Below are 12237 nucleotides of genomic sequence, written 5' to 3' on the forward strand. Positions count from 1 at the left end.
GCCTCAGCGGCTGTCGACCAGCAATTCGACCTCGTCGGCGAAAGCTGCGATCCGCGCGGCGTTGATGCCGAGATCGTGCTGGCCGATCCGCGTCGCGGAGCGGATGTCGATTCGGCTGCCATCGGCGCGCGGCCGGACACGGATGGTGATGTCTTCGGAGGTGCGCAGGATGCGCGAGCGCGCTACGGCCTCGACGCGCCCGGCGCCGCTGCGCCCGCCCGGCCGCGACGATTCCAGCACCTGCCAGCCGCGTGCGAGCGCGGCGCGGCGCGCGATGTCGAAGGCGATCTCGGCCGGCACCTCGAGCACGATCGGCACCGTCTTCGGATAGGCCGGCCGCTGGAGGCGGCGGCGATCGGGGGGCACGTCCGGCGGCACGCGGCCGTTGCGGGCATCGAGCGCCACGCGCGAGCGGCTGAAGGCCGGTGGGTCGTCGATGTCGGTCGAGACATCGGCCAGGGCTGGCAGGGTCGCCAGCCTGAAGCCGACATAGGCTGCCGGTGCCAGCATCAGCACGCAGAGCAGGAAGGCGCCGGAGGCCATACCGACACCGCGATGGCCGGACTGCCAGATCCGGGCGAAGGCCAGCAGCGACAGGAGCAGCGCCAGCAAGACGAAGACGTAGGCCGCCGCGACCGGCGCCAGCCCCTCGAGACTTGGCTCGCCGGTCCTGAAGACGAGCAGCGCGAGGAGCAGAACGGCGAGCGAAAACCAGGCGAGCCGCCGGCTCCAGATGGCGGCGCGCGAGACAGGCTCCTCGAAGACGAGACGGCGATGCATCGGCCATAGGTGACGCTGCGGCGGGCTCAAAGCAAGGCTGAAAGACCGCATACCTCGCCTCTGCCGGCGAGATGGTTTAGTCCTGACCTTTCGTGATGGGGGGCGGGCCGTGCCAGAATCGAAGACAGCTCCGCGCAATGAGGCGACCGAACCGGACCGTGTCTGGTTCCGCTTCATGCGGCTGCACCAGCGGATGCTCGGCCAGATGACGGGGCGCATTCGCGCGCTCGGGCTCTCGATCCCGCAATTCGACCTGCTTTCGACCCTGACCGAGCGCGAGGGTATCAGCCAGAACGAATTGGCCGAGCGGCTCTATGTCACCAAGGGCAATGTCTCCGGCCTCGTCGACCGGCTGGTGCAGGCCGGGCTCGTCGAGCGCCGCGCCATCGCGGGCGACCGGCGCTCCTACGCCATGCATCTGACGCCGGAGGGCCGCAGGCTGGCTGATGCCGGCATCCAGGCGCAGCGTGCCTTCGTCGCGCAGACGCTCGGCAAGCTGCCAGTGCGGGATCTCGCGGAACTCGACCGGCTCGTGCTCGCCTGGCGCGATCTCGCGCGCGCGACGGATGATGATGCCTAGGGCCGGTTTCAGGCGCTGAGCCAGTTCCGCCAGCACGCTGCTCAGGCGTTGATGCGCATCTTCTCCACCGCCTGGCGCCCGCCGGCCAGGTCGCGCAATACGAGGCGGTCCTCGGGGCCGATCTCGCCGAGCACCGCCTCGCCATGGGCCGTGAGTGCCGTGGCGAACTTCCGGACGAAGATGATGACAGGCCGGTTGCCGGCCGCCGCCCAGCGCCTGAGCTGGCCGTAATAGGGTTCCTTGCGCCAGGCCTGCGCTGCGCCCGGATCGGCCTGCACGAAGAGCCAGCGCGTTGCGGCGTCCATGGTCAGCACGAAGCGGGCCTTGTCGGGCTTCCATTCGGGGCCGAGGTAATCCTGGGTCATCCAGAGGCAGAGGAAGTCGCGGCATTGCTGCGGCCGCGCCTCATAGATCCCGCAGCCGCGCCCCGGCTTGCAATTGGGACACCAGTTGCCCGCGGTCGCCCCGGCGGCCGGGACATCGTAGACCTTGCAGCAGAGGGTGCAGGTTCCGCAGCCGCGCCCGGGTGCAGGTTGGGTCCTGAGGGTTGCCGGCTCAATCATTCCGCATCTTTTACGAGGATTCCAGAGTGCGGAACCATGGCGAGGCGCGACCGGGCTGGCAAGCGCTTCCGCCTGCCGGCGCCGGATGCCTGAAGGATCGCGCGCGGAGGGGGGGGCCTGCGCCAGAGTCTGCGCCGATGTGCGAGAAAATCGCTCAGCGCTTGCGCGGCCTGCGGTCTATGATGACAGAAGCCGCCACTCGCATCAGGGAACCGTACGATGCTCTCCAACCTCGCCGTCCGCGACATCGAGACCCTGGTCCATCCGTATACCAACCTCGCGACCCATCGCGAGGTCGGCCCGCTCGTGATTGAGGGCGGCAAGGGCGTCTATGTCTACGACTCCACTGGCAAGGAATACATCGAGGGCATGGCGGGCCTCTGGTGCACCGCGCTCGGCTATTCCAACCAGGAACTGGCCGAGACCGCCTATGAGCAGATGAAGAAGTTGCCCTTCACCCATATCTTCGGTGGCAAGAGCAACGACCCGGCGATCGAACTGGCCGAGAAGCTGAAGGAGATCGCTCCGGTTCCGATCTCGAAGGTGTTCTATGGCGCGTCCGGCTCCGACGCGAACGACACCCAGGTCAAGATCGTCTGGTACATGAACAATGCGCTCGGCCGGCCGCAGAAGAAGAAGATCATCTCGCGCCTCAAGGGCTATCACGGCGTCACCGTGGCCTCGGCCTCGCTGACCGGCCTGCCGAACAACCATATCGACTTCGACCTGCCGCTGCCCGGCATCCTGCACACCTCCTGCGCCCATCATTACCGCTTCGCCGAGCCCGGCGAGAGCGAGCAGGACTTCTCGTCGCGTCTTGCCGCCGAACTTGAGGAGATGATCCTGCGTGAGGGGCCCGATACGGTCGCGGCCTTCATCGCCGAGCCCGTGATGGGCGCCGGTGGCGCGATCACCCCGCCGGAAGGCTATTTCGAGAAGATCAATGCGATCCTGGCGAAATACGACATTCTCTTCATCGCCGACGAGGTCATCACCGGCTTCGGCCGCACCGGCAACATGTTCGGCACCACGACCTATGGCATGAACGCCGACACGATCTCCTGCGCCAAGCAGATCACCTCGGCCTATTTCCCGCTCAGCGCCGTGATGATGAACGAGAAGGTCTATGAGGTTCTGGTCGACCAGAGCCGCAAGATCGGCACCTTCGGCCATGGTAACACCTATGCGGGGCATCCCGTCGGCTGCGCCATCGCGGTCAAGACGCTGGAGATCTACAAGCGCGACAAAATCGTCGAGCATGTCCGCGCGATGGAGCCGACCTTCCTCAAGCGCCTGAACAAGCTCGGCGAGCATCCGCTTGTCGGCGAGGCGCGCGGCGTCGGCCTGATCGGCGCGGTCGAGCTCGTCAAGGACAAGGCCACCAAGGCCGCGTTCGAGGGCAAGAAGGGCGTCGGCGCCAAGTCGGTCCACTTCGCGCAGGAAGAGGGCCTGATCACCCGTGCCATGGGCGACCGGGTCGCCTTCTGCCCGCCGATGATCATCACCGCGGCCGAGATCGAGGAAATGTTCGACCGTTACGAGCGCGCCCTGAACAAGACCCTGAGCTGGGCGACCGCCGAGGGCCTGCTGTCGGCCTGAAACCGGCGGCTAAACCCCTGCAGGATTCCCCGCCGCCCTGTCTGTCCGACAGGGCGGCGTTTTCATGCCGGCCACCTGCAGACCGGATACCTGTGTGCCGCCGCGCAGCAATTCGTTCACGATTGTGACGCTAGTTTGCAGAGCGACACAAATCGCCTTGAACAGATCACGATGGCGCCGCAGCGCCGTCCCGATCGCCGGTCAAGGTGCAGGAATGACGATGGCCAGGAACCGTCGTCATTCCTGTGGCCAACGAAGTCGAGACCGATGACCCCCGCCGATGCGCGTCGCAAGACGCAACCCCATGCGAGTTTCCACGATGCAACGGCAAGGGAGGCCTATGCTTCCTGGTTCCGGCCGATCGCTTTTCCCGCGGTGGCGGCTGGAACAAGACGCCCCGTTGCAGCGTTGGATACCTGTGCGAAGGACGTACCATCCCGGCTTGCCGGGGTCCTTCGCAACGGTTTTGACGACTGACCTTCTTCGAGATTTTTTCGAGACCCTCCATGCTTGACCGGCGCAGAGTTTTCAAAGCTCTCGCCGGTCTTTTTTTGGCCTTGGCCGGCACGGGGGCCTATGCCGCCGCCTGGGAACCTGCCCGGCACGACCTCACCCGCTACCGGCTGACGCCGAGAGGCTGGCCGGCGGGCCGGCGATTGCGGCTGGTGGTGATGTCGGACCTGCATGTCGGTTCGCTGCATGTGCCGCTCGCGCGCGTCAGCGAGCTTGTCGGCACTGCCAACGCGCTGAAGCCGGATCTGATCCTGCTGGTCGGGGATTTCGTGGCGAGCCGAACACGCATCGCTTCCGACCCGCCGATGCAGGAACTGGCGATGGAACTGGCGCGGCTTCAGGCTCGCGACGGCGTCTTTGCCGTGCTCGGCAACCACGATTGGTGGCATGACCGGCAAACGCAGGTGGCGCGCGCCGGTCCGACGCAGGTCGGACTTGCCCTGGAGCGCGTCGGCATCCCCGTGCTGGAAAACCGCGCGCTGCGGCTGGACACCGCCGACGGTCCATTATGGTTGGCCGGCCTTGGGGATCAGGTCGCCTTCCTGCCGCGTGTGCGCGGCCTTCCGCACGGTACAGACGATCTCGCCGGGACGATGGCGCAGATCGCCGAGGACGGTGCGCCGGTGATCATGATGGCGCATGAGCCCGATATCTTCGCGCGGATGCCCGACCGCGTATCGCTGACGCTATCGGGGCATACCCATGGCGGGCAGGTGCGGCTGCTGGGCTGGTCGCCGATCGTGCCCTCGCGCTACGGGAACCGTTACGCCTACGGGCATATCCGCGAGAATGGCCGCGATCTCATCGTCTCGGCCGGAATCGGCACGAGCCAGTTGCCGATCCGCTTCGGCATTCCGCCGGAAATCCTGCTGATCGAACTGGGGTGATCCGGGCGGGTATCGCGCCCGGCAAGATCAGCTGACGATCACCTTCGTGCCGTTGGGCACGCGATTGAACAGGTCGATCACGTCGATATTGCGCATCCGGATGCAGCCGGAAGAGGCAGAGCGGCCGATCGTCTCCGGCTCGTTGGTGCCATGGATGCGATAGAGCGTGTCGTGGCCGTGCTGGTAGAGATAAAGCGCACGCGCGCCGAGCGGATTGTCGGGGCCGCCCTCCATGCCGCCGGCGCGTGGCGCCAGATGCGGCCAGCGCGCGATCATCTCGGCCGGAGGCGTCCAGCGCGGCCACTCAGCCTTGCGCTGGATCACGGCCTCGCCGGTCCAGCCGAAGGCTTCGTCGCCGGTCGCGACACCGTAGCGGATCGCCTTCTTGTTCGGCAGCACGTAATAGAGATATTTCTCTTTGGTATCGACAACGATCGTGCCGGGCGCCTGGCCCGTCGGGTCGCTGATCTCATAAGGCAGATGCGTGATCTGATGCTCGAATTTCGGCACCAGCGCGATGTATTCGGCATCGCGGGCCGACAGAGCCGGAGCATTCACGCTCTTGTACTGGCACGCCCCCAGAAGGGTCGACATCGCCAACGCAAGGATCACGGTCTGTTTCATGATGTCCACCAGAGCGGCCCGAAGGCGACCTTTATGATGAATGCGGGGTTAACGCTTCGTATCCACCCGTTCCGGCAGGAGCGTCGACTGTTCGTCGATGCTCTAGGCCCGAAACCAACATGGCGCAATCAGGTTCCCCTTGTGGCAGCGAAATCGGGCGTTTCGCACTGCACCGTGACATGACGGCCACGCTGCATCCCATCCGACCGCCGAACCGAGAGGCCTGCCGGTGACGACCCTTCTGATCACGCATCCCTCCAGTCTCCGGCACGAGACCCCGCCCGGGCATCCCGAGCGCCCGGACCGGCTGCGCGCCGTCGAGGCCGCACTGGAGGACGAGCGCTTCTCGTCGCTGATTCGAGAGAGCGCCGCGCTCGGCACGCTCGACCAGGTGACGCTGTGCCACCCTCGCGACTTCGCGGAGGCGATCCTCGCAGCCTCCCCGGAGAGCGGCCTCGTCCAGGTCGATGCCGACACGCTGATGTCGCCGGGAACGGTCGATGCGGCGCTGCATGGAGTCGGCGGTGCGGCCCAGGCGGTGGACGAGGTGATGACCGGGCGCGTGGCGAACGCCTTCAGCGCGATGCGCCCGCCGGGCCATCATGCCGAGAGCGTCAAGGCGATGGGGTTCTGCTTTTTCAACAACGCCGCCATCGCGGCCCGCTATGCGCAGCGGCGCCATGGCGCCGAGCGCGTCGCGATCCTCGATTGGGACGTGCATCACGGCAACGGCACGCAGGAGATCTTCTGGGACGATGCGAGCGTGCTCTACGCCTCGACCCATGAGATGCCGCTCTACCCCGGCACGGGGGCTGCCTCAGAGCGCGGCCAGCACGGCACCATCGTCAATGCGCCGCTGCATGCGGGCGACGGCTCCGAGGTGTTTCGCGAGGCGATGGAGACCGCGCTGCTGCCGCGCATCGCGGCCTTCCGGCCGGACCTGATCGTCATCTCCGCCGGCTTCGACGCGCATTGGCGTGACCCTCTCGCCAATCTCAACCTGAAGGAACCGGATTTTGCCTGGGCGACGCAGAAGCTGATGGAGATCGCCGATCGATCCTGCGCGGGACGTATCGTCTCGATCCTGGAAGGAGGCTACGATCTCCAGGGGCTGTCGCGCTCGGCCGCCGCGCATGTCATGGCGCTGATGCGCGGGTGAATGCACCGCGCTGGGACGAGCGGCCGCGCGAAGCAGCGTTCATCGCGGGTTCAGTCGTGTCTCCCCAAGAGAAACATGCTAGTGGGATGCCGTGTCGCGGCAGGTCGCTCGGCCGGGGGTTCGACCGGGAAATCGCATCGGGGAGGTGCGCTTCCGGGTAACGATAAGGTGCGTAAGGGATTGCGGCGTATGGAGGGCGCGATGCGGCGCTGCTCGTCGCGACGGCTGGCCTGATCGCAGCGGGGCACGATGAACGATATGAGCGAGCTGTCGGCGACGACAGGGCTGGCGGCGGCGAAGCCGCTCGCCATGATGATGGGCGAGAAGCGCCCGGACCTCCTGCGCGACGAAGTGCTGGGCGAGATCTTTGCGGCGACCGTGACGGCGCGCGGCGCGCATCCGGTGCTGGTCGATGCGTCGCGACGCCTGAGCTATGACGAGGTCTGGGCAGCGGCCGGGCGACAGGCGCGCGGGCTTGCGCTGGCGGGGGTCGGGCAGGGCGATCTCGTCGGCCTGTGGATGCCGCGCGGCATCGACCTCCTGATCGCGCAGCTCGCGATCACGCGGGCGGGCGCCGCCTGGGTTCCTTTCGATGCCGAAGCCCCGGTCGAGCGCATCGCCGTCTGCCTTGCCGATGCCGAGGCCAAGGGCATCGTCACGGCCACCGAATGGCAGGGGCGGGCGGCGGGAACGGAACGCCTCGTCTGGACGCCAGAGGTGCTCATGGCCGGCGATGACGGCGTCGCCATGCCGGCGCGCGCCGCCGGGCTGAGCAATGCCCATCCCGCCTATCTGATCTACACCTCGGGCTCGACCGGCACGCCGAAGGCGATCGTCATCAGCCATCGCAACATCTGTCATTTCCTGCGTTCCGGGAATGCGCTCTATGGCATCACTGCCGACGACATCGTCTTCCAGGGCGCCTCCGTCGCTTTCGACCTGTCGATGGAGGAGATCTGGACGCCCTATCTCGCCGGGGCGACGCTCTATGTCGCCTCGCCGGAGACGATGGGCGACGCCGAGAAGCTGCCGGCGATCCTGACCGAGGCCGGCGTCACCGTGATCGATACGGTGCCGACGCTGCTCGGCATCCTGCCGGCGGACGTGCCGTCGTTGAAGCTGATCCTGCTCGGCGGCGAAGCCTTGCCGCCCGCGACCGTGCAGAAATGGTCGAAGCCCGGCCGGCGCATCCTGAATACCTATGGGCCGACCGAGGCGACCGTGGTCGCGACCGCTGCCGAGGTTATGCCCGGCGAGACCGTCACGATCGGCCGGCCGATCCCCAACTACACCGCCTATATCGTCAACGAGGCGATGGAGCTGGTGGGGCCAGGCGAGCAGGGGGAGCTCCTGATCGGCGGCCCGGGCGTTGCCCGGGGCTATCACGGCCGGCCCGAGCTGACGGCCGAGAAGTTCATCGCCAACCCGTTCGGCAATCCCTTCGGGGGCGCCGAGGACCCGGTGCTCTACCGTTCGGGCGACGCTGTCAGCCTCGACGGCAACGGCAACATCGTCTTCCACGGGCGCATCGACGACCAGATCAAGATCCGCGGCTTCCGCGTCGAGCTCGGCGAGATCGAAACCAAGCTCAGCGACGAGCCCGGCGTCAACCAGGCCGCGGTGGTGATGCGCATCGACGACGAGATCGAGCGGCTCGTCGCCTTCGTCGTGGCGGAGCCGGGCGTGGCGGTGGACGGGGCGGCGCTGCGCGCCTCGCTGCGCGGCCAGTTGCCGCCTTACATGGTCCCGGCCCATTTCGAGGCGGTGGGCTCGCTGCCGCGCATGGTCTCCGGCAAAGTCGACCGCCGGATGCTGAAGGCCGCGCCGCTGACGGCGCCGAGCGCTGCAGGCGAGCAGGAGCCGCCGCGCAATGCGACGGAGGCTGCCCTGCTCGAAGCCGCGAGGCGCGTGCTCGGTGCCTCCAGCCTGCCGCTGGAGGCCGATTTCTTCGTCGATCTCGGCGGGCATTCGCTGCTGGCTGCCCGTTTCATCTCGATCGTGCGCGAGACGCCGGCCTATGCCGGTATCACGCTACAGGATGTCTATGGCGCGCGGACGCTGCGCGGCATGGCGGCGCTGCTCGACGGACGTGGCATCGCGGAGGCGCAGGACCTCTCCTTTACGCCGCCGCCCTTCCTGCGCCGTTTTCTCTGCGGACTGGCGCAGGCCTTCGCCTTGCCGGTGATCATCGGCCTGTCGACGGCGCAGTGGCTCGGCATCTTTGTCACCTACATGCTGCTGTCGGGCGAGGATCTGCCGCTGCTGGGGCAGATCTTCGCGCTGCTCGGCGTCTATGTCGCGATCACCATCGTCACCGGCCTGATCGCGATCGTGCTGAAATGGATCGTGCTCGGCCGCACCAGGCCCGGGGTCTACCCGCTGTGGGGCTTCTATTATTTCCGTTGGTGGTTCGCCGCCCGCGTGGCTGGCCTCGTCCATATCAAATGGCTGCAGGGCACGCCGGTGATGCGGATGTACTGGCGGCTGCTCGGTGCCAAGGTCGGGCGCGACGTCATCATCTCCGATTACGAGGCCGGTGCCATCGACCTGATCACGATCGGCGACGGCACGACCTTTGGCTCGAAGACCACCTTCGCCAATGGCGAGGCGATCGGCGACAAGTTCATCATCGACCGCATCACCATCGGCCGGGATGTCTGTGCCGGCGCCTCCGTGGTGCTCGGGCATGGCAGCGTGATCGGCGATCATGCCGAGATCGGCGACCTGACCGCGATCGCGCCCGGCGCGGTCGTCGCCGAGGCCGAGATCTGGGATGGCTCTCCCGCCCGCAAGACCGGCATGGTCGACCTCGCCTCGCTTCCCCCGCAGGCCGAGGCCAGCCGGCAGCGGCGCGTTGCGATGACGGCATTCTATGCCTTCATGCTCATCGTGCTGCCGCCGATCAGCCTGCTGCCGATCTTCCCGGCCTTCTGGCTGTTCGACAAGATCGACGACTGGATTTCGACCTGGTCGGAGGTCAGCTATCTCTGGTATCTGCCGATCCTGACCTGGCCGACCGCGATCGGGCTGATCGCCTTCACCGTGCTGCTGATGGCGGGCCTGCGCTGGGTGATCCTGCCGCGCGTGACGTCGGGCTCCTATTCGATCCATTCGAGCTTCTACGCCCGCAAATGGACGGTGGCGCTGGCGACCGAGGTCACGCTCGAGACACTCTCCTCGCTGTTTGCGACGATCTACATGCGGGCCTGGTACCGGATCATGGGTGCGCGCATCGGCAAGGGCGCGGAGATCTCGACCAATCTGTCGGGCCGCTACGACCTGACCGGCATCGGCGCCGGCAACTTCATCGCCGACGAGGTCGTCTTTGGCGACGAGGACATGCGGCGCGGCTATATGCGCCTCGACATGACCCGCACCGGCGAGCAGGTCTTCGTCGGCAACGATGCGGTCGTGCCGCCCGGCGCGATCATCCCCGACCGCGTGCTGATCGGCATCAAGTCGAAGCCGCCCGCCAATGACCAGATGCAGCCCGGCGACACCTGGTTCGGCTCGCCGCCGATCAAGCTGCCGACGCGGCAGAAGGTCGATCTCGGAGCCGACTGGACCTACAGGCCCTCGCTCGGCAAGCAGGTGGCGCGCGGCGTGTTCGAGGCGCTGCACACCTCCTTCCCGGCGATGCTGTTCATCACTTTCGGCACCATCGCGGTCGATCTCGTGCTGCAGCAGAAGATCAATGAGCAGGATTGGACCGGCCTCGTCCTATCCTTCATGGGCGTCGCGATGTTGATCGCGATTGCTCAGGCGCTGATCTGCGCCGCGATCAAGTGGCTGATGATGGGCGTCTACAAGCCCGTCATGAAGCCGATGTGGTCGTTCTGGGCGATGCGCACGGAAGCGGTCGCGGTGATGTACTGGGGCTTGGGCGGCAAGGTGCTGTTCGACTATCTGCGCGGGACGCCGTTCCTGCCCTGGTTCCTGCGGCTGTTCGGCGCGAAATACGGCAAGGGTGTCTGGCTCGATTCAACCGACATCACCGAGTTCGACTGCATCAATGTCGGGGATTTCTGCACCGTCAACGCCCATTCGGCGCTGCAGACGCATTTGTATGAGGATCGCGTGATGAAGGTCGGGCGGGTCAAGCTGGGCCGGGGCGTCTGTGTCGGTGCGGGCGCGACCGTGCTCTACGATACGCATGTCGGCGACTATGCTCAGGTCGGCCTGCTCACGGTGATCATGAAGGGCGAGAACCTGCCGGCGCATACGCGCTGGGAGGGCGCTCCAGCGGTGCCGGCGAAGGCCGTGGCGGGGCATTGAGTGACGCCCGCACTGTTTGCCGTGATCGGTCGCAGCGACTAAGAGCCTGACGCAGAAACCCGTCAGGCTCAGCCCATGTCCCACAACAGCTTCGGCCATCTCTTCCGCGTCACCACCTTCGGCGAGAGCCATGGGCCCGCGATCGGCTGCGTGGTCGATGGCTGCCCGCCGCTGCTCCCGCTGACCGAGGCCGACATCCAGGGCGATCTCGATCGCCGGCGGCCGGGCCAGTCGCGCTTCACCACGCAGCGGCAGGAGCCCGACCAGGTCCGGATCGTCTCAGGCGTGTTTCCGCGCGAGAGCGACGGCGTGCAGGTGACGACCGGCACCTCGATCGGGCTGATGATCGACAATGTCGACCAGCGCTCGAAGGACTACTCCGAGATCAAGGACAAATACCGGCCCGGCCATGCCGATTTCACCTATGACGTGAAATACGGCATCCGCGACTATCGCGGCGGGGGGCGTTCCTCGGCACGCGAGACGGCGATGCGGGTCGCGGCCGGCGCCATCGCCCGCAAGGTCGTTCCCGGCATGATCGTGCGCGGGGCCTTGGTGCAGATGGGGCCGCACAAGATCGACCGCAATAACTGGGACTGGGCCGAGGTCGGCAACAACCCGTTCTTCTGCCCCGACGCCAAGGCGGCTGCTTTCTTCGAGGGCTATCTCGACGGGGTGCGGAAATCGGGCTCGTCGATCGGTGCCGTGCTGGAAATCGTCGCCGAAGGCGTGCCGGCGGGGCTCGGTGCGCCGATCTATGCCAAGCTCGACGCCGAGATCGCGGCCGCGCTGATGAGCATCAATGCGGTCAAGGGTGTCGAGATCGGCGACGGTTTCGGGGCGGCCGAACTCTCCGGCGAGGAGAATGCCGACGAGATGCGCGCGGGCAATGACGGCAAGCCGCTGTTCCTGTCGAATCATGCCGGCGGCGTCCTCGGTGGCATCTCGACGGGGCAGCCGATCGTGGCGCGCTTCGCAGTGAAGCCGACCTCGTCGATCCTGGCGACGCGGGCGACCGTCACGCGCACCGGCGGCGAGGCGGAGATGTTCACCAAGGGGCGCCACGACCCCTGCGTGGGCATTCGCGCCGTGCCGGTCGGCGAGGCGATGGTCGCCTGCGTGCTGGCAGACCAGTATCTGCGCCACCGCGCGCAGGTCGGAGTGATCGAGCCACGCTGGCCGTTTCAGGGCTGACAGGGCGTCATTTCCCGAGCCGCGAAGCGGGCCCGGGAAATCTGGATGGAGAGGGGCGTCGAT

At 66.8% G+C, this 12237-nt stretch carries 9 protein-coding genes; 6 read left to right on the forward strand and 3 right to left on the reverse strand.

Going from position 1 to position 12237, the window contains the following annotated elements:
• Nucleotides 1-3: 3 nt before the first annotated feature.
• Nucleotides 4-780 (reverse strand): DUF1499 domain-containing protein, encoded by a 777-nt coding sequence (locus C8D03_RS15725; protein WP_108047523.1) that lies wholly within the window; start codon nt 778-780, stop codon nt 4-6.
• A 175-nt stretch (nt 781-955) separates the two neighbouring features.
• Here C8D03_RS15725 and C8D03_RS15730 point away from each other — a divergent pair, with 175 nt between their 5' ends.
• Nucleotides 956-1360: a MarR family winged helix-turn-helix transcriptional regulator gene (locus C8D03_RS15730; protein WP_108051696.1), complete on the forward strand. Its 405-nt coding sequence runs from the start codon at nt 956-958 to the stop codon at nt 1358-1360.
• 41 nt (nt 1361-1401) lie between these two features.
• Here C8D03_RS15730 and C8D03_RS15735 read toward each other — a convergent pair whose 3' ends face one another.
• Nucleotides 1402-1923 carry a YkgJ family cysteine cluster protein gene (locus tag C8D03_RS15735; RefSeq protein ID WP_108047525.1) on the reverse strand — a complete coding sequence of 174 codons (522 nt, stop codon included), beginning with the start codon at nt 1921-1923 and terminating at the stop codon, nt 1402-1404.
• Nucleotides 1924-2142: 219 nt separating this feature from the next.
• Between C8D03_RS15735 and C8D03_RS15740 the strand changes: the two genes are divergently transcribed.
• Both C8D03_RS15740 and C8D03_RS15745 read left to right on the forward strand, forming a co-directional pair.
• Nucleotides 2143-3522 (forward strand): aspartate aminotransferase family protein, encoded by a 1380-nt coding sequence (locus C8D03_RS15740; protein WP_108047527.1) that lies wholly within the window; start codon nt 2143-2145, stop codon nt 3520-3522.
• Nucleotides 3523-4028: 506 nt separating this feature from the next.
• A complete protein-coding gene (locus tag C8D03_RS15745) occupies nt 4029-4922 on the forward strand; it encodes a metallophosphoesterase (RefSeq protein WP_108047529.1) in 894 nt (297 codons plus the stop codon).
• Between the two features lie 27 nt (nt 4923-4949).
• On the opposite strand, the gene C8D03_RS15750 is transcribed toward C8D03_RS15745, so the two are convergent.
• Nucleotides 4950-5546, reverse strand: coding sequence for a L,D-transpeptidase (locus C8D03_RS15750; protein ID WP_108051698.1), 597 nt, complete (start codon nt 5544-5546; stop codon nt 4950-4952).
• Nucleotides 5547-5775: 229 nt separating this feature from the next.
• Between C8D03_RS15750 and C8D03_RS15755 the strand changes: the two genes are divergently transcribed.
• The 3 genes from C8D03_RS15755 (at nt 5776) to aroC (ending at nt 12174) form a co-directional block, all read left to right on the forward strand.
• A complete protein-coding gene (locus C8D03_RS15755; protein WP_108047531.1) occupies nt 5776-6705 on the forward strand; it encodes a histone deacetylase family protein in 930 nt (309 codons plus the stop codon).
• A gap of 258 nt (nt 6706-6963) precedes the next feature.
• The gene (locus C8D03_RS15760; RefSeq protein WP_465246445.1) at nt 6964-10980 is read left to right on the forward strand and encodes a Pls/PosA family non-ribosomal peptide synthetase; all 4017 of its coding nucleotides are present in this window, start codon (nt 6964-6966) and stop codon (nt 10978-10980) included.
• A 75-nt stretch (nt 10981-11055) separates the two neighbouring features.
• Nucleotides 11056-12174 (forward strand): chorismate synthase, encoded by a 1119-nt coding sequence (gene aroC, locus C8D03_RS15765; RefSeq protein ID WP_108047535.1) that lies wholly within the window; start codon nt 11056-11058, stop codon nt 12172-12174.
• Nucleotides 12175-12237 lie beyond the last annotated feature (63 nt).

It is taken from the genome of Bosea sp. 124 (assembly GCF_003046175.1).
Taxonomy (GTDB): domain Bacteria; phylum Pseudomonadota; class Alphaproteobacteria; order Rhizobiales; family Beijerinckiaceae; genus Allobosea.